The organism is Aminobacter sp. UC22_36 (assembly GCF_044056035.1).
In the GTDB taxonomy this organism is placed as follows: domain Bacteria; phylum Pseudomonadota; class Alphaproteobacteria; order Rhizobiales; family Rhizobiaceae; genus Aminobacter.
Window position 1 is genome coordinate 2310033 of record NZ_CP171996.1, and the last position, 22107, is coordinate 2332139.

At 61.7% G+C, this 22107-nt stretch carries 19 protein-coding genes, 2 tRNA genes and 2 pseudogenes; 17 read left to right on the forward strand and 6 right to left on the reverse strand.

Features of this window, described 5'->3' with window-relative positions:
* Positions 1 to 169: 169 nt before the first annotated feature.
* The 5 genes from ACHMW7_RS14490 (at position 170) to ACHMW7_RS14510 (ending at position 6138) form a co-directional block, all read left to right on the forward strand.
* Complete coding sequence (locus ACHMW7_RS14490; RefSeq protein WP_395451329.1) at positions 170 to 910, forward strand: pyridoxine 5'-phosphate synthase; 741 nt, start codon at positions 170 to 172, stop codon at positions 908 to 910.
* A 114-nt stretch (positions 911 to 1024) separates the two neighbouring features.
* Positions 1025 to 2941, forward strand: coding sequence for a potassium transporter Kup (locus ACHMW7_RS14495; RefSeq protein WP_395450894.1), 1917 nt, complete (start codon positions 1025 to 1027; stop codon positions 2939 to 2941).
* A gap of 85 nt (positions 2942 to 3026) precedes the next feature.
* Positions 3027 to 4289: an FAD-dependent oxidoreductase gene (locus ACHMW7_RS14500; RefSeq protein ID WP_395450895.1), complete on the forward strand. Its 1263-nt coding sequence runs from the start codon at positions 3027 to 3029 to the stop codon at positions 4287 to 4289.
* Between the two features lie 52 nt (positions 4290 to 4341).
* Complete coding sequence (locus ACHMW7_RS14505) at positions 4342 to 5445, forward strand: OmpA family protein (protein ID WP_395450896.1); 1104 nt, start codon at positions 4342 to 4344, stop codon at positions 5443 to 5445.
* A 51-nt stretch (positions 5446 to 5496) separates the two neighbouring features.
* On the forward strand, positions 5497 to 6138 hold the full coding sequence (locus tag ACHMW7_RS14510; RefSeq protein ID WP_395450897.1) for a hypothetical protein: 642 nt from the start codon (positions 5497 to 5499) through the stop codon (positions 6136 to 6138).
* Between the two features lie 17 nt (positions 6139 to 6155).
* Here the strand turns inward: ACHMW7_RS14510 and ACHMW7_RS14515 are convergent, their stop codons facing one another.
* Positions 6156 to 7211, reverse strand: coding sequence for an SDR family oxidoreductase (locus tag ACHMW7_RS14515; RefSeq protein WP_395450898.1), 1056 nt, complete (start codon positions 7209 to 7211; stop codon positions 6156 to 6158).
* A gap of 89 nt (positions 7212 to 7300) precedes the next feature.
* On the opposite strand from ACHMW7_RS14515, the pseudogene ACHMW7_RS14520 reads away from it, so the two are divergent.
* From ACHMW7_RS14520 to ilvC, 3 genes and pseudogenes are all read left to right on the forward strand, one after another.
* Positions 7301 to 8219: pseudogene (locus tag ACHMW7_RS14520) on the forward strand (LysR family transcriptional regulator).
* A gap of 215 nt (positions 8220 to 8434) precedes the next feature.
* Positions 8435 to 9067, forward strand: coding sequence for a TetR/AcrR family transcriptional regulator (locus ACHMW7_RS14525; RefSeq protein WP_395450899.1), 633 nt, complete (start codon positions 8435 to 8437; stop codon positions 9065 to 9067).
* Positions 9068 to 9092: 25 nt separating this feature from the next.
* Positions 9093 to 10112 (forward strand): ketol-acid reductoisomerase, encoded by a 1020-nt coding sequence (ilvC, locus tag ACHMW7_RS14530; RefSeq protein WP_395450900.1) that lies wholly within the window; start codon positions 9093 to 9095, stop codon positions 10110 to 10112.
* 308 nt (positions 10113 to 10420) lie between these two features.
* On the opposite strand, the gene ACHMW7_RS14535 is transcribed toward ilvC, so the two are convergent.
* Together ACHMW7_RS14535 and ACHMW7_RS14540 are read right to left on the reverse strand one after the other, a co-directional pair.
* Positions 10421 to 10726 (reverse strand): PilZ domain-containing protein, encoded by a 306-nt coding sequence (locus tag ACHMW7_RS14535; RefSeq protein WP_395450901.1) that lies wholly within the window; start codon positions 10724 to 10726, stop codon positions 10421 to 10423.
* A 166-nt stretch (positions 10727 to 10892) separates the two neighbouring features.
* Entirely contained in the window at positions 10893 to 11429 is a 537-nt protein-coding gene (locus ACHMW7_RS14540) for a BA14K family protein (protein ID WP_395450902.1), read from the reverse strand.
* Between the two features lie 167 nt (positions 11430 to 11596).
* Between ACHMW7_RS14540 and ACHMW7_RS14545 the strand changes: the two are divergent.
* From ACHMW7_RS14545 to ACHMW7_RS14555, 3 genes and pseudogenes are all read left to right on the forward strand, one after another.
* Positions 11597 to 12710, forward strand: a pseudogene (locus ACHMW7_RS14545) (endonuclease/exonuclease/phosphatase family protein).
* A 9-nt stretch (positions 12711 to 12719) separates the two neighbouring features.
* Positions 12720 to 13433: a hypothetical protein gene (locus ACHMW7_RS14550; protein WP_395450903.1), complete on the forward strand. Its 714-nt coding sequence runs from the start codon at positions 12720 to 12722 to the stop codon at positions 13431 to 13433.
* Positions 13434 to 13542: 109 nt separating this feature from the next.
* Positions 13543 to 13992, forward strand: a complete 450-nt coding sequence (locus ACHMW7_RS14555) for a cupin domain-containing protein (RefSeq protein ID WP_395450904.1) — start codon at positions 13543 to 13545, stop codon at positions 13990 to 13992.
* 7 nt (positions 13993 to 13999) lie between these two features.
* Here the strand turns inward: ACHMW7_RS14555 and ACHMW7_RS14560 are convergent, their stop codons facing one another.
* The 3 genes from ACHMW7_RS14560 to ACHMW7_RS14570 are packed head-to-tail and all read right to left on the reverse strand — an operon-like array spanning position 14000 to position 17225.
* Positions 14000 to 15211 carry an ABC transporter permease gene (locus tag ACHMW7_RS14560; protein WP_395450905.1) on the reverse strand — a complete coding sequence of 404 codons (1212 nt, stop codon included), beginning with the start codon at positions 15209 to 15211 and terminating at the stop codon, positions 14000 to 14002.
* Between the two features lie 2 nt (positions 15212 to 15213).
* Positions 15214 to 15918, reverse strand: a complete 705-nt coding sequence (locus tag ACHMW7_RS14565; RefSeq protein ID WP_395450906.1) for an ABC transporter ATP-binding protein — start codon at positions 15916 to 15918, stop codon at positions 15214 to 15216.
* Positions 15919 to 15926: 8 nt separating this feature from the next.
* Positions 15927 to 17225: an efflux RND transporter periplasmic adaptor subunit gene (locus ACHMW7_RS14570; protein ID WP_395450907.1), complete on the reverse strand. Its 1299-nt coding sequence runs from the start codon at positions 17223 to 17225 to the stop codon at positions 15927 to 15929.
* 186 nt (positions 17226 to 17411) lie between these two features.
* Between ACHMW7_RS14570 and ACHMW7_RS14575 the strand changes: the two genes are divergently transcribed.
* The 6 genes from ACHMW7_RS14575 (at position 17412) to rffA (ending at position 22101) form a co-directional block, all read left to right on the forward strand.
* Positions 17412 to 18326: a PhzF family phenazine biosynthesis protein gene (locus tag ACHMW7_RS14575; RefSeq protein WP_395450908.1), complete on the forward strand. Its 915-nt coding sequence runs from the start codon at positions 17412 to 17414 to the stop codon at positions 18324 to 18326.
* 102 nt (positions 18327 to 18428) lie between these two features.
* Positions 18429 to 18504, forward strand: a tRNA-Lys gene (locus ACHMW7_RS14580).
* 212 nt (positions 18505 to 18716) lie between these two features.
* Positions 18717 to 18792 (forward strand) — tRNA-Lys (locus ACHMW7_RS14585).
* A 500-nt stretch (positions 18793 to 19292) separates the two neighbouring features.
* Positions 19293 to 19955, forward strand: coding sequence for an acetyltransferase (locus ACHMW7_RS14590; RefSeq protein ID WP_395450909.1), 663 nt, complete (start codon positions 19293 to 19295; stop codon positions 19953 to 19955).
* A gap of 2 nt (positions 19956 to 19957) precedes the next feature.
* Positions 19958 to 20893, forward strand: a complete 936-nt coding sequence (locus ACHMW7_RS14595; RefSeq protein WP_395450910.1) for a hypothetical protein — start codon at positions 19958 to 19960, stop codon at positions 20891 to 20893.
* Positions 20894 to 20967: 74 nt separating this feature from the next.
* Positions 20968 to 22101, forward strand: coding sequence for a dTDP-4-amino-4,6-dideoxygalactose transaminase (gene rffA / locus ACHMW7_RS14600; protein ID WP_395450911.1), 1134 nt, complete (start codon positions 20968 to 20970; stop codon positions 22099 to 22101).
* Positions 22102 to 22107: the final 6 nt, after the last annotated feature.

Here is a 22107-nt window from a genome sequence, read left to right on the forward strand (position 1 = left end):
TGTCCTCGTTGGCTGCAGCAGCTTCAAGCTGTGCATGATCCTTTCCGACAATCGAATTCGATTGTCGGGTCATGCACAAACGGCGTCGACACTGGAACACATAAAAGCGCTCTCTGTTCCCGCCCAAGCCGTGATAGGTGGCATGTGTCGTTCTTGCTGTGAGTTGCCGATGCCTGCCAAGCTGTCCGTAAACGTCAATGCAATCGCCATGTTGCGCAACCGGCGCGATCTGCCCTGGCCGAGCGTGACCGGTCTGGGCCGCATCGCGCTTGCCGCCGGCGCGCACGGACTGACGGTGCATCCGCGCCCCGACCAGCGCCATATCCGCTTCTCCGACGTGCCCGAGATACGGGCGCTGATCGATGACGAATTTCCCAAGGCCGAGTTCAATATCGAGGGCTATCCGAGTGAAGACTTCCTCGAGCTGGTCGAAAAGCACCAGCCGGAACAGGTGACGCTGGTGCCGGACGATCCGTCGCAGGCAACGTCCGACCATGGCTGGGACTTCGTCGGGCAAGCCAGGCTGCTCAAGCCGGCGGTGGCGCGCCTGAAGAGAGGCGGCTTCCGGGTTTCGCTGTTTGCCGACGCCGATCCTGCCGCGATGAGTGCCGCGCGCGATACCGGCGCTGATCGGATCGAGCTGTTCACCGGACCTTATGGCGCTTGCTTCGATGATTCGGCAAAAGCTGCCAAGGAGTTGGAAAAGCTTGAAAAAACAGCCGAGGCGGCGCTCGCCGCGGGCTTGGCCGTCAATGCCGGGCATGACCTCGTTGTCGACAATCTGCCGCTGTTGATGAAGCGCATCCCGAAACTGGCGGAAGTTTCGATTGGCCACGGGCTGACGGCCGATGCGCTGGAGCATGGCATGGCTGGTACAATTAGGCGCTATCTCAAGGCCTGCGGGTGGTAATATCCCTGTCAGTCATGCGTTGCCTGCATGGGCGGAACATTAGCTGCCGCAAAACAGCTGTTGCTTTTGCAACATGGCAAGCGTAGAGCCCCGCGGCTTCACGGAGAGTCGTTTATGACCGATGCCGGCGCTGACAAAGCGGGAACAAGCGGGCAGGCGGTCCAGACGGGCGGCCACTCGCAGGATATGAGACTGCTTGTGATCGGCGCGCTCGGCGTCGTCTTCGGCGACATCGGCACGAGCCCGATCTACGCATTTCGCGAGGCGCTGGTGGCGTCGGCAGGCGGCCAGGTCGCTTCGCGCGAGGACATCCTTGGTGTCTTGTCGCTCATCATCTGGGCGCTGACGATCATCGTCACCATCAAATATGTCATGTTCGTGCTCAGGGCGCACAACAGGGGCGAGGGCGGGACGCTGTCGCTGATGGCGCTGGCGCGGCGTAGCCTGCCCAAGCGTTCTGGCATCATCCTGGCGCTCGGCATGGTTGGCGCGGCGCTGTTTTACGGCGACGCGGTGATCACACCGGCGATCTCGGTGCTTTCGGCCGTCGAGGGCATGAACGTCGTCACGCCTGCGTTCCAGCCCTATGTCGTGCCTTTGACGCTGGTGATCCTGGCAGCACTGTTTTCGGTGCAGCGCTTCGGCAGCGGTAGTGTGGCGATCGTGTTCGGGCCGATCACGCTGGTCTGGTTCCTGGCCATCGGCTATTCGGGCATCGTCCATATCGCCGACGATCCGGAAATCCTTTGGGCAGTCAACCCGATCTACATCGTCGAGTTCCTCACCAATCAGCCGGAAGTGTCGTTCGTCACCATCGGCGCTATCTTCCTTGCCGTCACCGGTGCCGAGGCGTTGTATGCCGATCTCGGCCATTTCGGCCGCCGGCCTATCGTGCTGGCCTGGCTGTGCATCGTCTTTCCGTGCCTGCTGCTCAACTATGTCGGCCAGGGCGCGTTCGTGCTCAGCCATAACGGCACTGTCGGCCATCCGTTCTTCGAGATGAACGAGGGCTGGATGCTGGTGCCGATGGTGGTGCTGGCAACCGCAGCCACGGTCATCGCCAGCCAGGCGGTGATCACCGGGGCCTATTCGCTGACGCGCCAGGCAGTGCAGCTCAACATGCTGCCGCGGCTGGTGATCCAGCACACCTCGGAGACGACGCTGGGCCAGATCTACATGCCGCGCGTCAACCTGCTGCTGGCGCTGGTGGTCATGCTTTTGGTCGTTGGTTTTGGCGAATCGAGCAAGCTGGCTTCGGCCTATGGCATCTCGGTGACCGGCAACATGCTGGTGACGACGCTGCTGCTGTCGGTGGTGATGCTGCGCATCTGGCGCTGGCCGGTTGCCGTCGTTGTGTTCGCGATCGCGGTTTTCGGCCTGATCGACATTGGCTTCTTCGCCTCCAACATCGTCAAGGTGTTCGAAGGTGGCTGGGCGTCGCTGGCCGTTGCTTTCACCATCGTGCTGGTCATGTGGACCTGGGTTCGCGGCAGCCGATACCTGTTCGACAAGACGCGCAAGAACGAGATCCCACTCGACTTCCTCGCCAGCAGCCTGATCAAGAAGAAGCCGCATCTGGTGCCCGGCACGGCGGTGTTCCTGACCAGCGATCCAGACAGCGCGCCGACGGCGCTGATGCACAGCCTCAAGCACTACAAGGTGCTGCATGAGCAGAACGTCATCCTGTCGGTGGTGACCGCGCAGCAGCCGATCGTGCCAGACAGCGAGCGCGTGAAGATGGAGCAGGTCAACGAGCTGTTCATGCGGGTGAAGCTGAAGTTCGGCTACATGGAACAGCCCAACATTCCCAAGGCGCTGGCCATTTGCCGCAAGCAGGGCTGGAAATTCGACATCATGACGACGTCGTTCTTCCTGTCGCGGCGTTCGCTGAAGGCGTCGCCCAATTCCGGCATGCCGGTGTGGCAGGACAGGCTGTTCATCGGCCTGGCGCGCACGGCGGCGGACGCGACCGAGTACTTCCAGATCCCGACCGGACGCGTGGTCGAGGTCGGCACGCAGGTGTCGATCTAGGCCTGGTTCAAAGCCCCAGGGACGATGTGAAGCATTGCCAATGCGCGGGCCCATCCGTGAACCTGTATTGCGGAGGGATGGGCAGATGACCGGTCGAAAACTTCATGTCGCAATCGCCGGTGCCGGACCGGCCGGGCTGGCAGCGGCACTGTACCTCAAGCGTGACGGTCACCGCGTCACCGTCTATGAACGGTTTGCCGAACCGAAGCCGCTGGGATCGGGGCTGATCCTGCAGCCGACGGGCCTTACCGTCCTCGACGATCTCGGCTTGTTCGACGAAATCTCAAAGCTTGGCAGCAGGATCGACCGGCTGCACGGCACTGACGCCGAAAGCGGGCGCACAGTGCTCGACGTGCGTTACGATGCGCAACCGGGCGGACGCTTTGGTATCGCCGTGCATCGCGCCGCCTTGTTCGGCGTGCTCTATCGGGCTGCTCAGCGTGAAGGCATCGAAATCGTCACTGAGGCCGAACTTGACGCGGTTGAGCTCGGTCAGCAAACGCGGCTTGTCGATGCCAAGGGGCGCGGCCTTGGGGCGTTCGACCTCGTCATCGACGCCAGCGGCGCGCGCTCGACACTGCGCCGCAACGCGGGCTTCACCACGGAATCCAAGCCACTCGCCTATGGCGCGTTCTGGGCCTCGCTTGACTGGCGTGGGGCAGGTTTTGACGAGCATGCGCTGACGCAACGCTATCGTCGCGCCAGCGTGATGATCGGGGTGCTGCCGATCGGTCGCGCCGAGGCGGACGGGCGCAAGATGGCGGCGTTCTTCTGGAGCCTGAAGCCGGCCGATGCCGAGCCCGTGCAAAGCCAAGGGCTGACTGCCTGGAAGGCCGAGGTGGCAAGGCTTTGGCCGGAATGCCAGACCTATCTCGACCAGATCGCGGATTTCGACCAACTGACGCTGGCCCGCTACGGCCACCACACCCTGGCGCAACCGGCGGCGCGGGGCTTTGCCGTCATCGGCGATGCTGCCCATTCGACCAGCCCGCAACTGGGGCAGGGCGCCAACATGGCCTTGCTGGATGCTGCCGCGCTTGCCCATGCCTTGCGGCAGGCAAGCGACGTCGATGCAGCACTTGCGGCTTATGTCCGCGCCCGGCGCCGGCATGTCAGGCTGTTCCAGATGCTGTCGCTGGCCTTCACGCCGTTCTACCAGTCGGATTCGGTGCTGCTGCCGGTCCTGCGTGACCGGCTGGTGGCGACGGTGGCCAAGCTGCCGCCGGCACCGCAGTTGCTGGCCTCGATCGTTGCCGGCACGCTGATCGATCCGTTCGCCTCAGCCGGTCTCACGGAGGCGGACTGGACGGCGCAGGGCGAAGAAAGGCCTGCCCGGATCCCGGCTTGAGCCATGCTGCGGTTGTGGCTACGTTGCGTCACATTCAACCGAGGAGCGTGCGATGCCGGGACTTATGCTGCGTGGAATTCGAAAGGCCGTGGCAGGGTTGGCCCTGCTTGCCCTCGGCTGCATGCCGGTGCTGGCCGATGCGACGGTTCCGACCGCCGACATCGAAGGTTCCGCCGACAACGCGCTTGCGAAGCGCTACGAAGGCTCGTTCATCGTCTACCACCAGAAGCTCGACTACACCGATTTCAGCGTGCCGCTGGCGCCGCTGAAGGCTGATCCCGATCCGGACAAGCGCGACAAGAACAACAACCGGCTGTTCAAACCGGAGAAGGCGGAAGAGGTCGAAGGTTCGCTCACCCGCCTGTTTTATGTGCTGCCCGACGGTCGTTCGCCGCTCGAAGTGCTGCGCAACTACCAGGACGTGGTGCAGGCGGCGGGCGGCGAGGTGGTGTTCGAATGCAAGAAGGAGGAATGCGGCGGCGACGCCTCGCGCTCGGCTTCCAGCGGCGGCGGCGACATGAGCCTGATGATGAACTTCTTCTACGACAGCGACCTTGGCGTCGAGGCATTTTCGAACGCTGCCTGCGTGGCGTCGTCTGGCGTTGCCGACCAGCGCTACTTCACCGCCAAGGTGCCGCGCGACGGCGGCGACGCCTATGTCACGGTGCAGACCTTTCAGTTGCTCGATGACCTCTACTGCAAGGAGTTGAATGCGCGCACGATCGCCATCGTGCATGTGCTGGAGCCCAAGGCGCGCGACAAGAAGATGGTGTTGGTGGAAGCAGCCAAGATGGCTGACTCATTGTCGACGAGCGGCGGCATTTCGCTCTACGGCATCTTTTTCGATACCGACAAGGCCGACATCAAGCCCGAATCCGAGCCAACGCTGAAGGAGATCGCCAAGCTCCTGGGCGACAACCCGGCACTGGCCGTCGCCGTGGTCGGGCACACCGACAACCAAGGCAAGTTCGACTACAATATCGACCTGTCCAATCGCCGGGCGGCTGCGGTGAAGGCGGCGCTGGTTTCGCAGTTCGGCATCGATGGCGGACGCCTGACGGCGGCGGGCGCCGGCATGATGGCGCCGGTCGCCAGCAACGACAACGATGAGGGCCGGGCCAAGAACCGGCGCGTGGCGTTGGTCAAGCTGAACTGATCTGCGGGGCGGGAGCACCGCGACCGAACGGCGGCCGATTGAGGGGGATGAATGGGGACCGATGATCAACCGGCGCGACCCAGGTTGCGCGGCCTGCACCGCGCGTCGGCGCTTTTTATCGCGCTGTTTGTGCTGTTGCACATGACCAATCATCTCGCCGGCTTGGGCGGGCAAGAGACCCATATCGCCTTCATGGCCGAGGCGCGGCAGTTCTACCGGCAGCCATTTGTCGAAGTGGTGCTGGTTTGCCTCCTCCTGTGGCAGGTCGGCAGCGGGTTGGTCATGCTGGTGCGTGGCTGGGCCGGGCGCAAGGGCGCAGTTGCCTGGCTGCAGGCCGGATCAGGCGGCTGTCTCGCGTTTTTCCTGATCAACCACGTCGCAGCCGTCATCGCCGGACGAACGGTCCTTGGCCTCGATACCGACTTCCGCTTTGCCGCTGCCGGCTTCTTTGTGCCGCCCTGGCACTGGTTCTTCGCGCCGTACTACTTTCTCGGCGTGCTGGCACTTTTCGTTCATGTCGGCTGCGCGGCCTATTGGAGCTTTCTGGCAAGCCGCCCCGCACTCGGGGCAACCTTGCTTGGCGGCCTTGCCGGGGTAGGTGCGCTGTTTGCGACGCTGATCGTGCTGGCGCTGTCCGGCGTGTTGTATCCTGTCGCCATTCCACCGCGCTATCTCGCAACCTATGGGCAGTAGGCAGCTGTTGGGCCGGATCAGGGGATGATCCGGCGCTGGCGCAGCTCGCTGAAGGTGCGCATGAACATCTCTTCGGTGTCGACGAAGTCGTGAAAGCCGAAGCGGCGCGCCTTGCTGCCATCGCTGAAGAAATCATAGTCCCAACTGAAGACGAAGTCGGCGAAACGCCATGACGACACGTCGCTGTAAGGTGTGTCGGCCAACCCGTGCCGGGCTTTCATCTTGTCCCACAGCGGCTGCTTGTCGGCCATGATTGTATCGAGCGACATCGGCAAAGGCGGTGCCGTGTCGAGGCCGAAGCTTGAGGCGATCTTCGGCCACATCTCGTTCCAGCGAAACAGGTCGCCATTGGTGACGTTGAAAGCCTGGTTGGCGCAGCGTTCGTCTGTTGCCGCCCACACCGTGGCCCGTGCCAGCAAGCCGGCGTCGGTCATCTCGATGATCTTGTCATAAGCGCCTGGCTTGCCGGGAAAGCGCAGTGGCAGGCCGAGTTCCCTGGACATCGAGGCATAGACGGCAATCGCGATCGCCAGGTTCATCGGATTGCCCAGTGCCTGGCCGATGACAACCGAAGGGCGCAGCGCCGACCAGCTCCAGCTTTTGCCTTTCTGCCTGTCTTGCAGAAGGTCCTGCTGGTCGATGTTGAACTCCGGCGGCATGTGGTTGGCGTCGGTCTCGCGTGCCGGTGTCTTGAACGGCCCAAGATGCGCGCCATAGACCTTGTAGCCCTGCATCAGGCTGATGTGGCGCAGGTTCCTGGCGATCGGCTCGACCGTATCGACGACGTTGCGCAGCATGGCGACATTGGGCTCGACAAGCTCCGCCCAATTCGGCCGGTCCTGATAGGCGGCATAGAAGATGTGAGTGACCTCAGTCAGGCCGCCCAGCTTTTCCCCGACGTCCTTATGATCCAGCAGGTCGACCGCGATATGGCGGATCTGACCCTGGTTCGCGCCGCCGCGTCGCGACAGTCCGATCATGTTCCAGTTTCCGAGCGTGGCCAGGTGGCTGGCCAGATTGCTGCCGATGACGCCATGGGCGCCGACGATAAGTGCTGTGTTGTGTTTCATCATCCAAATCTCCGTGTGACAGCTGATATGGACGCGGCATACAGGATGAAATAGATGTCTCTGAAGCGAAGGATTTATGACTTGAAGTCACAATGATGCGGGTGGACGTCAATCGCTTCGGCGAAATGGAAGTGTTTGCCCGGGCGGTGGAGTGCGGCGGATTTTCGGCGGCGGCGCGCGCGCTGGCAATGTCGCCGTCGGCTGTCAGCAAGCTGGTTTCGCGGCTGGAAAGCCGGCTTGGCGTGCGACTGGTCAATCGCTCGACGCGCCGCCTGCAACTGACGCCGGAAGGCTGCGCCTTTTATGAGCGCTGTGTCGTCATCCTTGCCGACCTCAGGGAGGCCGAGCAGTGCGCGGCAGCCGGCGAAGCGCCACGCGGACGGCTGCGCATCAACGCCAACGTGCCCTTCGGCACGCATTTCCTGTTGCCGCTGCTGCCCCGGTTCCTGGCCCGATATCCTGATATTTCGGTCGACGTCGCCTTGTCCGACACGGTTGTCGACCTGCTGGAAGCGCGGGCAGACGTGGCGATCCGGGCCGGGCCGATGAAGAGTTCCAGCCTTGTCGCGCGCAAGCTCGGCGCGACCCGCATGACGATCGTCGGCGCGCCAGCCTATTTCGCGACGCGGACAATGCCGCGCAGCGCCGATGACCTGGCACAGCATAATCTTCTCGGGCCGTCCTATGTTCGCAGCATGCCGGGATGGCCAGTTGTCCAGGACGGCATCGTTGTCGAGGTCATGCCGACCGGCAATGCGCAGGCCAGTGATGGCGAGGCATTGAGCATTGGCGCTGGCCGGGCTTGGGCTTGCGCGAATGGCGGCGTTCCAGGTGCGCGACGATCTGGCGGCCGGCAGACTGGTCGCCGTGCTCGAAGACGCCAATCCCGGCGACCTTGAAGACGTCCACGCTGTTTTTCTGGGCAGCGGCGGCCCGGTGCCGGCACGGGTCAGGGCGCTGCTCGATTTCCTGGTCGAGACCGTCGATCTCGGTGGTTCCGGGCGCGGCTGAGCGCGTTCAGCGCGGATTCGGCTACACGACATATGGGCCGGCTTCTAAAGCTTCAGGCAATTGTCCAGGGCGACAATCGTCGCACGAGCGAACTTAGCCATTGCGAGGTCAATAATTTTGCGGCATAAGCCGAACCGTAACGTACGGTACGGCTTGTTTGAAACGAGCCGGCGTGACGTGGCAGGCCGGGAACGATGTTGCAGACAACCACCGAGATGATGGAAGGCGAGGGGCCGACGGCGCGTCAGCAGGACGTGCTCGATGCGGTGCTGCGCCTGCTCGTCGAGGAGGGCGACAGGCTGACGATGACCGCCGTTGCGCGGCGGGCTAGCTGCTCCAAGGAAACGCTGTACAAATGGTTCGGTGACCGCGACGGCCTGCTGACCGCGACCGTGCAGTGGCAAGCCTCGAAAGTGCGGGTGCCGCCGGTCGACCGCAAGGGTCTCGACCTCGTTTCGCTGACTTCGAGCCTCAAGCGTTTTGCCTCTGACTGGCTGCGGGTGATTTCCAGCGACACGTCGATCGCGCTCAACCGGGTGGCGGTCGTGCATGCCGGATCGGACAAGCGCGATCTCGGCGCCATCGTGCTCGAACGCGGCCGCTTCGCGCTCGGCCGGCGGCTGAAGCCGGTGCTCGAAGCCGGCCGCGAGGCGGGGCTTCTCGAATTCGACGACGCCGAAACGGCGTTCCGGACCTTTTTCGGGCTGGTTGCCCGGGACGTGCAGATCCGTCTGCTGCTCGGCGACCGGCTGGATCTGACTGATGCGGAGATCGACGGCGACGCCGCGCGCGCAACGCAGCAGTTTCTTGCTCTTCATGGAGCGAAAACCGGGCCGAAGGCCCTCTGACTTACAACCGGGAAGGAACCCACCAATGCGTGTCTATTACGATCGTGATGCCGATCTCAACCTGATCAAGGGCAAGAAGGTCGCCATCATCGGCTACGGCAGCCAGGGCCGCGCGCACGCGCTCAACCTCAAGGATTCGGGCGCCAAGGAACTCGTCGTCGGCCTCAAGGCCGGTTCGGCGACCGCCAAGAAGGTCGAGGCCGACGGCCTCAAGGTGATGACGGTTGCGGAAGCCGCCAAGTGGGCCGACCTGATGATGATGGCGACGCCTGACGAACTGCAGGCCGACATCTATCGCGACGAGATCGCGCCGCACATCCGCGACGGCGCAGCGATCGCCTTCGCGCACGGCCTCAATGTGCATTTCGGCCTGATCGAGCCGAAGAAGACCGTCGACGTGATCATGGTCGCGCCGAAGGGTCCGGGCCACACCGTGCGCGGCGAATACCAGAAGGGCGGCGGCGTGCCGTGCCTGGTCGCCGTTCACCAGGACGCTTCGGGCAACGCGCTCGACCTCGGCCTGTCCTACGCCTGTGGCGTTGGTGGCGGCCGTTCGGGCATCATCGAGACCAACTTCAAAGAAGAGTGCGAAACCGATCTGTTCGGCGAGCAGGTCGTTCTCTGCGGCGGTCTTGTCGAGCTGATCCGCGCCGGCTTCGAGACGCTGGTCGAAGGCGGCTATGCCCCTGAGATGGCCTATTTCGAGTGCCTGCACGAAGTGAAGCTGATCGTCGACCTGATCTATGAAGGCGGCATCGCCAACATGAACTACTCGATTTCCAACACCGCAGAGTGGGGCGAATACGTCTCGGGTCCACGCATCATCACCGCCGAGACCAAGGCCGAGATGAAGCGCGTTCTGAAGGACATTCAGACCGGCAAGTTCACCTCCGACTGGATGCAGGAATACCGTTCGGGCGCTGCTCGCTTCAAGGGCATCCGCCGCATGAACGACAGCCACCAGATCGAAGAAGTCGGCGCCAAGCTGCGCGCGATGATGCCCTGGATCGCCAAGAACCAGCTGGTCGACAAGACCAAGAACTAAGAGCGATCCACGGTTTTTCTTCTGCGCGCCCTCCGGCTCTGCCCTGCGGGCGCGCGGGAGATCGCCAAGAACCGGCAGGTCGACAAGGCGAGGAGTTAAGAAGTCCATCCCAACTCTACCCTGCCGGCCGCAGCCTTCTCCGCTTCCGGTGCTCGCGGACTTGGTGTCCGCTCCGCTCCGGTTCTCGAAGGCCACGCCATCCAGCGCGGCAGCGTGAATTGGCGCTAGACTTCTACGGCGTTCGAAGCGGGATGAATCAAAAAAGCCGGCGGAGCGATCTGTCGGCTTTTTTCATGCGACGGGGTTTGTCAGCCGTAATGCCAGTGAGGCTTGGGTTCGGTGCCTTCGAACTGGACGCCGATACGGTCGGTCTTGCGCCAGCGCACGATGCATCGATAGGCGATGCCGTCGACAGGCACATAAAGCAGGAACTGGTCGGGAACGCGGCTTTCGAGCGCGATTTTGATCTCAGCGCCGTTCAGATGCATGTTGCGGATGGTGCAGCGGATCTCCGAATTGGTGATCCCGGTCAGGATCGCCGCGCCCTTGAGGACGCGGTTGCGACGCTCCCGGCGCAGTTCTGTTTCGGCGATCTCGGCGTTGTCGACAGTCATGCATTCTCAACCCAGAATAGAAAATCCTCCCGGTATTCTTCGTTCTACACATCATATGTAAACAACAGCTTGTTGTGGCGGAAAGCCGTTGTTTAGCTGTTCATTGCATTTGATAGAAAAACGGCGCCGCTCGCGCGACGCCGTTTCCGTTGTTTTCGATCCTGCCTCAGCTATAGGGCGACCAGCATTGCCGGCGCGGGCCGTTATAGGGCTGGAAGGTGTTGTCCCAAGCCCGATACGTGCGATAGCGGTCGTAGCACCACTGGACGTGCGCCGAACCTCCGCCACGATAGACGCGGCGCGGCTGGACATAGCGTGGCTGGTAGTAGCGCGGCTCGTAGTAACGGTAGGCCGGAATGCCGAAATTCAGGTAGATGCCGGTGCCGAAATGGCGCCGATGCGGGCGGTGGCGCCAGCGCCAGTCGTCGCTCCAGCGATCACTGCGCCAGTTGTTGTGGCGCCAGTTGTCGCCACGCCAGTTTTCCCGGCGCCAATCGTCACCGCGCCATCCGTCGCGTCGGCCGTAGCATCCGCTTCCTGGCGGGCAGAAATGGCTCTGGGCGGGGATGATGTTCTGCGTCGCCTGCGGAACAACCGATGGCATCTGACCCACGCTGGCTGGCGAAGCTGACGCAGCCAGCGGCAGGCCGGTGACAAGACCAAGCGCGACAAGCCCGGAACGTGCAAGGGATGAGAGGTTCATGATCGTCTCCTGATGTCCGAATCCCAAAGGCTCCATGCCCCCAAATTTCGATGGAGATCAGGCATATTCTGCCTTTCTGCCTGAACGGGAAATGAACGCACGCGGTTCCCCGCGGACTTGCACCTGGGCTCTTGTGTTTGCCCCGACATGAAGGCAATGCTCGCGACATGTCGCTGCGCCTTGCCACCTTCAATGTCGAGAACCTGATGAACAGGTTCGATTATTCCGGCTATCGCAATCAGCTCAACGAGGATCGAACGCTCGCTTTGTTCGAGATCCACAGCGAGGCCGAGTACCGGTTGCTCGAGCAGGCACGCGCCATCGCGCATGCCGACGACATGCGCCAGCTGACGGCGCTGGCGATCGCCGAGACCCGCGCCGACATCATCTGCCTGCAGGAAGTCGACAACATCGAGGCGCTGAAGGCCTTCGAATACGGCTATCTGTTCAAGATGGTGGGGCAGGGCTACCAGCACAAATACACCACCTCAGGCAATGATTTCGCGTGGCATCGACGTCGCGGTGATGATGCGGGCGGAAACATCGCACGGCGAGCCGATCGAGTTCGTGCGCATGACCAGCCACGCGCATGTCACCTTCGAGGAGTTTGGCCTGCACACGCCTGAGCTTGCGGGACTTGGCCAGGAGCCGTTCGAGCGCATTTTCCGGCGCGACTGCCTGGAGATCGACGTCAAGATCGGCGGCAAGCCGCTGACCATCTATTCGGTGCATTTCAAGTCGATGGGCTCGCCGCGCAACGGGCTGAATGGACGTGATGCGACGATGCCGGTGCGTGTCGCCGAGGCCAAGGCTGTCAGGCGGATCATCGAGGACCGGTTCGGCAAGGACCATACGGGCGAGAAACGCTGGGTGATCTGCGGCGACATGAATGACTATCGCCAGCGGCTGGTGATCGGTGGCGACGCCTATCAGGGCTACAATTTCACCGTCGCCAACGAGACCGCCTCTTGTCTCGATGTCTTCCTGGGCGACGGCTTTGCCGAAAACATCGTCGAACGACGCCCCGAGATGGAGCGCTGGACGCTCTATCACACACGCGGGCCGCTCGAGCGGCATCTGTGCCAGCTCGACTACATCCTGTTGTCGCCGGCGCTGGCCCGGACCAATGCGCAGGCCATGCCTGACATCGTCCGACGTGGCCAGCCCTGGCGCACCATCTTCCCGCCCGGCCAGGAGGTGGAACGTTATCCGCGCGCCGGCTGGGACCGGCCCAAGGCTTCCGACCACTGCCCGGTGGCCGTGACGCTTGGCATCACCTGAGAGATTTCCTTGGCATTCGACATTCCGCGTAACCAGATCCTGCCGGTCGACGTTGTCGACGTGCGCCTCGATCCCGAGCCGCATCCGTTCGAGCGCGACAATGGCGAGGCCATCGCCGCCAACTGGACGGCCGAAAAGGCGCTGAGGCCGGCGGTTTTCGACGGCACGGTGGTGCTGCTGTCGGAACTTTCCTATGCGGCGAACCGACTGACCGGGCGCTGCCACGCTATCCGCTTCTCAACCTTCATGCTGTGGCGCAAGCTCAAGGCGGTGACGAGCGCCGAGCATGCCTTCGCGCACGCCATGCTGATCTCGAGCGACAATGCTCTGGTGGCGATCCGCATGGGCGCGCATACGGCCAATGCCGGCAAGGTCTACTTCGCCGCCGGCTCGTTCGAGCCGGAAGATTTTCGCGATGGGCTTGTCGACCTCGATTACAACATGGCGCGCGAGGTGCGTGAGGAAACTGGCCTCGATCTTGGCCAGACCAGCCGCGAGGAGCGCTGCTATGCGCTGTCGGTCGAAAGCGGCACGGTGATCGTGCGCTGTTATCGCGCTGCCGAGACGGCTGATGAACTCGCCGAGCGCATCAAGCGTTTCGTGGCGGGCGATCCGGACCCCGAGATCGAAGGGCCGGTGGTCATCCGCGACATGCACGATCTGCCGGAAGGACTGATGCCGCATATGCGTCCGCTGGTGGAATGGCATTTTTCCAAGAGCTGACTTTGCCGCGGTTCGCGGCAGAGAAGTATTGCCGGAAGTCCTTGCTTGCCTGATGCCGCTAAGTCACAAGTTGGCGCAGGTTTATCTGCGGCACTTCGGGGGGGATTCGATGGTCAGGCTTTTTTCGCGTGCGCATTTCTTGTCCGGCGCTGTCGCGCTGGCTTTGTTTCAGAGTAGCACTGCCGGTGCGCTCGACAGCACTGCTGCCGCCAAGGTTGTCGTGACTCCCCTGGCGTCGACGACGGTGACCGCCAACGGACAGCCGATCGTGTTGCCGAACAAGAATGTCCAGGTGCTGGTCTCTTCCTTCGAGATCCCGCCCGGGGCGTCGTTGCCGGTGCACATGCACCCGTCGGCGCGTTATGCCTATGTGCTCGAGGGCCAGTTGCAGGTGACCAATATCGAAACCGGCAAGAGCACCAGCTACAACAAGGGCGACTTCATCATCGAGATGATCGGTACGTGGCATCAGGGCGCAAATGTCGGTGCCGAGCCTGTCAAGCTGCTGGTCATCGACCAGGTCGAGGAAGGCACGGCAAACACGCTGCTGAAGAAATAAGTCCGGGCTATTCGTGCCTGAGCGCCTCGATCGGGTCGAGGCGCGCCCCGCGCAAGGCCGGGAAGAAGCCGAATACCATGCCGATGAGGGCCGAGAAGCCGACGGCAAGCAGCACCACCGCAAGGCTTGGCGCAAACGGAATCGACAGTGCCAGCGAGGCAGCACCGGCGAGCGCCAGACCGATGGCGATGCCGATCAGCCCGCCGAGCAGCGACAGCACCGTTGCCTCGACCAGGAACTGGATCAGGATGTGCTTTTCATGCGCGCCGATGGCGAGGCGGATGCCGATCTCGCGGGTGCGCTCGGTAACCGACACCAGCATGATGTTCATGATGCCGATGCCGCCGACAAGCAGGCTGACGCCGGCGACCGCGCCGAGCATGCCGGTCATCGTCGTGGTGGCGCTGGCCATCGCATCGGCGATCTGGGTCATGTCACGGACCGAAAAATCGTCCTCGCGATCGGCGGTGACCCTCCTGACGTCGCGCATGATGTCTTCGATGCGGGTCTGAACCACCTGTGTGGGCGTGGCATCGTCGGCGGCGACGTAGATCGTCTCGATGTCGCGGTTGCCGGCGATGCGGCGCTGGAAGGCCTGGAGCGGCATCAGCACGACATTGTCCTGGTCCTGGCCAAAGCCGGAGTAACCCTTGGCTTCAAGCAGGCCGACAATCTTGCAGCTGACGCGACCGATGCGGATGACGGCACCGTCGGGATCGCCTGAGCCGAAGAGCTGCTGGCGCACCGTTTCACCGATCAGGCAGACATTGATGCCGCCGCGCACCTCGGACTCGCTGAACGGCCGGCCCGAGGTGACCTTCCAGTCGCGGGCGTCGAGATAGGCGTTGTCGGTGCCGGTGATGGACGAGGTCAGGCTTTCGGTGCCGAAGACGACGCGCACCTGTTTCTGCGACGCAGGCGAGACGGCACGCACACCTTCGAGATGGGCGGTCAGGGCCGCGACCTCCTTTTCGCCCAGCTGCCGGATCGTCTGCTGCGGCCCCGATCCGGGTGCTGCGGGGCGACCGGCGCGGACGATCAAAAGGTTGCTGCCGAGCTGCGAGATGTCGGCCTTGACCTTCGCGGTGGTGCCGCTGCCGATGGTCAGCATGGCGATGACGGCAGCAACGCCGATGACGATGCCAAGAAGCGTCAGGAACGAGCGCAGCGCGTTGCGGCGGACCGAGCGAAGGGCGAGGCGGACGGTTTCCCAGATCATCGCTATGCCGCCTCGAGCGTCTTGGTGTCGGAGGCGATATGGCCGTCGCGAAAGGCGATGGTGCGGCCGGCATAGGCGGCAATGTCGGCCTCATGGGTGACCATGACGATGGAGAGGCCGGCATCCTCGTTGAGGCGGGTCAGCAACTCCATGATCTCGTGGCTGCGGGCGGTGTCGAGATTGCCGGTCGGCTCATCGGCGACGAGAAGGGTGGGGCGGGTGACAACGGCACGCGCGATCGCCACGCGCTGCTGCTGGCCACCGGACAGTTCGGCGGGCGTGTGGTGCTCGCGGCCTTCCAGGCCGACCTCGGCAAGCGCCTTCATGGCAAGCGCGCGCCGTTCATGGGCGGGTACCCCGCGATAGATCAACGGCAACTCGACATTCTCAGCCGCCGTGGTGCGGGGCAGCAGATTGTAGCCCTGGAAAACGAAGCCGACATAGAGGTTGCGCAGCATGGCGCGCCGGTTGCGATCGAGCCGGCCGGCGTCGGTGCCCATGAAGCCGTAGCGGCCCGAAGTCGGCGTATCGAGGCAACCGACGATGTTCATTGCCGTCGACTTGCCGGAACCCGACGGACCCATGATGGCGACGAACTCGCCCTGACTGATCGCCAGATCGATGCCGGCCAGGGCGCGCACCTCGGCCTCACCCTGGCCATAGGTCTTCCAGACCTTGTCGAAGACGATGAGCGGCGCGGTATCCATGACCCTGCTCAATTGGCTCTGGCGGAAGACGAGGCGGTGATGACCGCATCGCCAGCTGCAAGCCCGGAGGTGATCTCTGTGCGGTCGCCGTCGGTCGAGCCGGCCTTGACCCGTACGGCAACCGGCGCGCCTTTCTTGAGCACGTAAAGCGTGCGCGAGCCGTCGGCGGGGGTGGAGGCGGGGCGGCTGCGGTCGGTCGGTCCGCGGTTGGGGCGACCGAGGAACAGGTTCTGCAGGCTGAAGCCGCCGCCACGGGCAACCGGCGTCGGCCGGTAGCGGAAGGCGGTGGCCGGCACGGTGAGCACGCCCTTGGCTTCGCGGGTGACGATCGACACAGTGGCGGTCATGCCCGGGCGCAACAACAGCTCGTCATTGCCGACGTCGAGCCAGGCATTGTAGGTGACAACGCCATCCGTGGTGACCGATGCATAGGCAATGTCGCGGATGGTGGCATCGAAGCTGCGGTCGGGGAAGGCGTCGACGGTGAAGCGGGCGTTCTGGCCCTTTGCCACCGAACCGATGTCGGCTTCGTCGACGGCTGCCTTGAGCTCCATCTGGGACAGATCGGCGGCGAGCACGAACAGCACAGGCGCTTGCATGGACGACGCCACCGTCTGGCCCGGGTTGACCGAGCGCGTCAGCACGACGCCGTCGATGGGGGCGTAGATGGTGCTCTTGGCAAGGTCGGCTTGCTGCAGCTTGAGGTCAGCCTGGGCGATGGCGAGGTTGGCCTCGGCCATGTCGAGCGCGCTCTGGGCCCGGTCACGCTCGGCGGTGGCGGCTTCGAGCGCCTGGGTGGTGGCCATGCCCCGCTTCGTCAGCTCCTCGGCGCGGGTGAGCGCCTGGGCATTCTGGGACAGTGTGGTGCGCGTGTCCTCGACCTTGGCGGCGGCCGCCTTGGCCGAAGCCTGGGCACGCTCGATCTGGGCCGAAAGCCGGGTCGTGTCGAGGGAGGCAAGCACGTCGCCCTTCTTGACCTGCTGGTTTTCAACGACCGCGACCGAACGGACCACGCCCGACAGCTCGCTCGAAATGTCGACCTGGGTGAGGGGCTGCAAATTGCCTGTCGCCGACACCGCGACGGTCAGGTCGCCGATTTCGGCGGTTTGGGTGGTGTAGACCATCCGCTCCGAAGGTGCGGCAAACCAGGAATAGCCGGCATAGGCGCCGGCCGCGGCGACAAGCGCCACAAGCAGCCACAGCCAGCTTCGGCGCCGGCGGGTGGCGCGGCCCTTGCCGTCGAGGCCGAGTGCCACCTCTATCGATAGCGTGCTCGCCTGTTGCGGGCGATTTGCAAGCTGGTCCAAGCCAGACCCCTTCAATGGTCCCAGAAAATCCGCCCAGAGCCTGCTCTAAGCTATTTGATCAAGCATGATCTTGTCTGAAACCGGGATGCCAGTTTGACGATCATGCTTTAAAATCACAGATCGGCTGTGTGGTCTCGGAATTCAAATTAAATTTCGCTCATGTTGCCGACGTCAGAAGGAGCAAACATGACGGGCGGACGCAAGTATTTTATCTATGACGTCTTCACTGAGGACAGGCTGGCCGGCAATCCACTTGCCGTGGTCGTCGATGCCAAGGGGCTGAGTACGGCGGATATGCAGGCCATCGCCAGGGAGTTCAACCTGTCGGAGACATCCTTCGTGCTGCTGCCGGAGAACCCGAAGCACAAGGCGAGGGTGCGCATCTTCACGCCCGACTATGAGATGCCGTTTGCCGGCCATCCGACGGTCGGCACGGCGATTGCGCTGACCGAGATGGCGCAAGGCAACGATCTCGCCGGCATCTTCGTGCTGGAGGAGAATATCGGCCTGGTGCGCTGTGCGGTGAACAAGGTCGGCGACGGCCTGTTCGCCGAATTCGACCTGCCGAAGCTGCCGGAGCCGATGCCGCTTGCCGCAACCGCCGATGCCGTTGCCGCAGCCCTTGGCCTTGCACCGCATGAGATCGGCTTTGAGAACCACCGTGTGTCGTTGTGGTCGGCCGGCGTGCCCTACATCACCGTGCCGGTGGCCGACATCAAGGCCGCAGCCCGAATCCGCTTCGACAACGAGGCGTGGTTCACCTTTTCGCCGCGCAAGAGCGATGCGGCGGTTGCCAGCGCCTATGTCTATTGCCGCGAGACGGTGGGGCACGACAACGCCTTCCACGCCCGCATGATCGTGCCGGGCAGCCCATCCTATGAAGATCCGGCAACGGGATCGGCAGCCGCCGCCTTTGCCGGCGCGATCATGGAGTTTGACAGGCCGACCGAAGGCGCGCAGCGATTCTGGATCGAGCAGGGAATCGAAATGGGCCGGCCTTCCAGAATCAGGCTGGAACTCGAGGTCTCAGGCGGCAATCTGGTCTCGGCGCGTATTGGCGGACATGCGGTGAGGGCGGCCGAAGGCATTCTGCTGGTCTGACACAAGCTATTTTTGCCGACTGAAAGAAAAAGCAGCCGGTGGGGTGGACAGCGCAAAATGCCTTGGCTATATGCCGGCCACGGTCGGTTCGCCGGTCGGTGTGGGTGCGTAGCTCAGTTGGTAGAGCAGCTGACTCTTAATCAGCGGGTCACAGGTTCGATCCCTGTCGCACCCACCACTTCTCTCCCTTCCCATTGCTGAAATTGATGGCCTGCACACATCGCATTGGCGCGGATGTTCGCGGTTCCTTTGTGGATGCGCGGCTGGGACAGCGATTTACACAGGCTTCTGAGCGTCTGTTTCGCTTGCCGGCTCTTTCTTGCCGATCATGGGTGGACAGCGCCAAATGGTATGGCTATATGCCGGCCACGGTCGTTGAAACGGCTATGTGGGTGCGTAGCTCAGTTGGTAGAGCAGCTGACTCTTAATCAGCGGGTCACAGGTTCGATCCCTGTCGCACCCACCACTAATTTTTCATAGATTACAATCTTCTGTGATCGCTGCTTCAAATAAGGGGTTGCAACAGAGGGATGGCTGCTTCCAACGTGAGGTCGTCCCAGGTTGGCCAGGAAACAACTGTGCCTCTTGTTCGTCATGAATCTGCAGCAACTGCGGGTTTCGCTTGCTTGTGCTTTAAGCAACGCAAGTGGCGCTCTCCTTGTGCGATCTGGATTCCAGACCATGAGCGCCTTCGCCACGACGGGCTCCGCCATTTCAAGTTTGGGTCGAAATGAATGGACGCCCTGCATCGAAAAGCGCGCAGGAGTTGAGTAAGGATGCCTTTTAATTCGATCATTCTTAACAAAGGCGTGCCAAAGGCGCGACCATTGGAAGGAAAAATGTGGGCAAAAAAATCGTACAGACAAGCATCTCAATGCTATTGTAGAAACGCAGAATCGAGTTGCTGGCACAAAGGCGACCGCGTATTCCGAAATCCGGAACGGAATGTTTGAGGGTTATTCTCGAATGAAACCTGTAATCATTTTTGGCGCTGGAGATATAGCCGAGGTTGTCGACTATCTGTTCAGAGAGACGCTCGGGCGAACGGTGGCCGGGTTTACCGTCGACAGGGAGTTTGTGAGCAGCGAGGCAGTATTCGGCAAGCCGCTAGTTCCGTTCGACGAAGTGACCGCTCGCTTTCCTCCCGACCAATTTGATGGGTTCGTAGCACTATCCTACAATCGCATGAACGTACTGCGAGCACAAAAAGTGGAGGCTATGCGTTCGGAAGGCTACGCTTTGACAAGCTATGTTAGTCCGCGTGCCACCGTCCTTACAGACAAAATCGGCATGAACTGCCTGATCTTCGAAGATAATACTTTGCAGCCGTTTTGCCAGATAGGCGACAACGTGACACTATGGAGTGGCAACCATATTGGCCATCACTCTGTTATTGAAGACAATGTGTTTATTTCATCTCACGTAGTCATCTCTGGCGGCGTGAGGGTAGGGAGAAACAGCTTTATTGGTGTGAACTCCACTGTGGTCGACCACATTGAAATCGCACCATTCACCTTGCTCGGGGCTGGTTGCCTTGTTCAGCAAAGCACGGATCCTGAAGGTGTCTATGCGCCCTCTGCTGCGATTGAAAAACGCAAGGTTCCCTCAACGCGTCTTCGTAACATTTGACCATGGACTATAAGGCGAGACAGATTTGGCGTCCGCTTGGTCGCGTTGTCGAGCCGCTACCCGCTGGCGATTGGTGGGTCAGCCATGCCAGCTATCCGACTGTTCTCAAGTGTGTTGACGGCTCGTTGGTGGTCTATTTCTCGGTCAGGGATGCGGCCAACAGATCGTCACTGGCTTGTGTCAATCTGTCTATAGATGGCGACCGGTTTACAATTGAAGGCACGGCCCGCGGTCCGTTGCTTATGCCTGGTCCGCGCGGCAGTTTCGATGCAGATGGAGTCACGGCCACTTCATTCATACAGGATGGTGACCGACTGCTTGCATATTACTTAGGGTGGACCGTTGGGGTCTCTGTTCCCTTCACTAACACGATCGGCGTCGCCGAAGCGCAAGCCGACGGCAGCTTCGCGCGCCTGTATGCTGCTCCGATCGTCGGGAGAAGTCTGCAAAACCCCTTCACGCTGGGCTATCCTTGGGTCGTAAGAACTCAGCGTGGATTTGAAATGTTCTTTGGGACGCACCTTTGCTGGGGAGCGAAAGGTCTTGCCATGAGCCACGTTATCAAACGGGCCGTCTCAACGGATGGCATCTATTGGGAGCAGGAAGAGGGGGTGGTTGTGCCGCTGGCTGGAGCGGATGATCCTGCGGAGTTTGCTATTTCACGCCCGACCGTGATGCCTGAGTCTGACGGTACGATTTCTATGTGGTATGCCCGTCGGAGGCCGCATTATTGCATTGGATATGCCACCTCGTCAGATCAGGGGCTGACTTGGCAGCGAAGAGACGAGCTTGTGACCATAGCCGGCACTCCAGAACCTTGGGAATCCCATGAGAGAACTTACCCCTGCGTGTTCGATCTCAAAGGGGAGCGATACATGCTCTACAATGGAAATGGCTATGGTCGCACCGGTTTTGGCTTGGCGAGGCTGGAAAACTAGTGGAGCTGTAGGTATGGCGGGCCCTCTGTCATCGTTGAAGACGCAATTTTGAGCCATAACCTAGAGAGTTCTGCATGGAGCGTGTGAATTTCAATGTCCCGACCTTAGTCGGCAAAGAAATCGATTATGTTATCGAGGCGGTGCAGGCTAGGCATCTCTCTGGGAACGGTTTGTTTTCAAAGCGCTGCCAAAGTATGATCAGCGAAGTGGTCGGCGGCGGGAAAGTTCTCCTGACCCATTCTTGCACAGCGGCTCTGGAGATGGCCGCTATCCTCTCAAATGTTGGGGATGGCGACGAAATCATAATGCCATCCTATACGTTCACTAGCACTGCCAATGCCTTTGTGCTGCGTGGAGCTAGGCCTGTCTTCATCGATATCAGGGAAGACACTCTGAATATGGACGAAACACTAATTCAGCAGGCGATCACCTCGAAAACCAAGGCGATCTGCGTTGTTCACTATGCTGGCGTCTCCTGCGACATGGACGTCATCATGGAGGTTGCCGAGCGGCACGGACTAATTGTAATCGAAGACGCCGCGCAGGCCTATCACGCCACGTGGCGTGGGAGGCCTCTTGGAAGCTTTGGCCATTTTGCGGCGCTGAGTTTTCACGAGACAAAGAATATCATTTCCGGCGAAGGTGGTGCACTTATCGTCAATGATCCCAAGGCTTGGGAGCGGGCGGAGATCATCTGGGAAAAGGGCACAAATCGTGCCAGCTTTTACCGTGGTGAGGTTTCGAAGTATACTTGGGTGGACGTTGGTTCTTCATTCTTGCCGAACGAACTGACCGCCGCATTCCTGTGCGCACAACTTGAAAACAGCCTGGATATCACCGAACGGCGCTTGGCGGCATGGCGGCGCTATCATGCATCTTTCGAACTGCTTGAAGCCAAGGGCGCGCTACGTCGCCCGATTGTCCCACAGGCAGCTGGTGCTAACGGACATATCTACTACACCCTTTGCAACGAGGGTGCCGACCGCGACGCCGTTCTTCGGCAGATTGCCGCATACAACGTTTCAGCTGTCATTCATTATGTTCCGTTGCATTCCGCGCCAGCGGGCGTCAGCTTCGGCCGCACTGCAGGCCCGATGACGAAGACCGATGCTCTTTCGGCGCGGTTGATCCGCGTACCCCTTCATCCCGGTATTACTCTGGAACAGCAGGACGCGGTCTTCAGCGCCGTCAGCGCTGCGCTGGCATGATCTGCC

Bases quoted from the DNA above. Each gene is read 5' to 3' on its own strand.
- ACHMW7_RS14595 (WP_395450910.1), top strand. From the start codon at position 19,958: ATGGACTATAAGGCGAGACAGATTTGGCGTCCGCTTGGTCGCGTTGTC.
- rffA (WP_395450911.1), top strand. From the start codon at position 20,968: ATGGAGCGTGTGAATTTCAATGTCCCGACCTTAGTCGGCAAAGAAATC.
- ilvC (WP_395450900.1), top strand. From the start codon at position 9,093: ATGCGTGTCTATTACGATCGTGATGCCGATCTCAACCTGATCAAGGGC.
- ACHMW7_RS14500 (WP_395450895.1), top strand. From the start codon at position 3,027: ATGACCGGTCGAAAACTTCATGTCGCAATCGCCGGTGCCGGACCGGCC.
- ACHMW7_RS14575 (WP_395450908.1), top strand. From the start codon at position 17,412: ATGACGGGCGGACGCAAGTATTTTATCTATGACGTCTTCACTGAGGAC.
- ACHMW7_RS14590 (WP_395450909.1), top strand. From the start codon at position 19,293: ATGAAACCTGTAATCATTTTTGGCGCTGGAGATATAGCCGAGGTTGTC.
- ACHMW7_RS14555 (WP_395450904.1), top strand. From the start codon at position 13,543: ATGGTCAGGCTTTTTTCGCGTGCGCATTTCTTGTCCGGCGCTGTCGCG.
- ACHMW7_RS14515 (WP_395450898.1), bottom strand. From the start codon at position 7,211: ATGATGAAACACAACACAGCACTTATCGTCGGCGCCCATGGCGTCATC.
- ACHMW7_RS14540 (WP_395450902.1), bottom strand. From the start codon at position 11,429: ATGAACCTCTCATCCCTTGCACGTTCCGGGCTTGTCGCGCTTGGTCTT.
- ACHMW7_RS14490 (WP_395451329.1), top strand. From the start codon at position 170: ATGCCTGCCAAGCTGTCCGTAAACGTCAATGCAATCGCCATGTTGCGC.
- ACHMW7_RS14535 (WP_395450901.1), bottom strand. From the start codon at position 10,726: ATGACTGTCGACAACGCCGAGATCGCCGAAACAGAACTGCGCCGGGAG.
- ACHMW7_RS14495 (WP_395450894.1), top strand. From the start codon at position 1,025: ATGACCGATGCCGGCGCTGACAAAGCGGGAACAAGCGGGCAGGCGGTC.
- ACHMW7_RS14505 (WP_395450896.1), top strand. From the start codon at position 4,342: ATGCCGGGACTTATGCTGCGTGGAATTCGAAAGGCCGTGGCAGGGTTG.
- ACHMW7_RS14565 (WP_395450906.1), bottom strand. From the start codon at position 15,918: ATGGATACCGCGCCGCTCATCGTCTTCGACAAGGTCTGGAAGACCTAT.
- ACHMW7_RS14525 (WP_395450899.1), top strand. From the start codon at position 8,435: ATGATGGAAGGCGAGGGGCCGACGGCGCGTCAGCAGGACGTGCTCGAT.
- ACHMW7_RS14560 (WP_395450905.1), bottom strand. From the start codon at position 15,211: ATGATCTGGGAAACCGTCCGCCTCGCCCTTCGCTCGGTCCGCCGCAAC.
- ACHMW7_RS14510 (WP_395450897.1), top strand. From the start codon at position 5,497: ATGGGGACCGATGATCAACCGGCGCGACCCAGGTTGCGCGGCCTGCAC.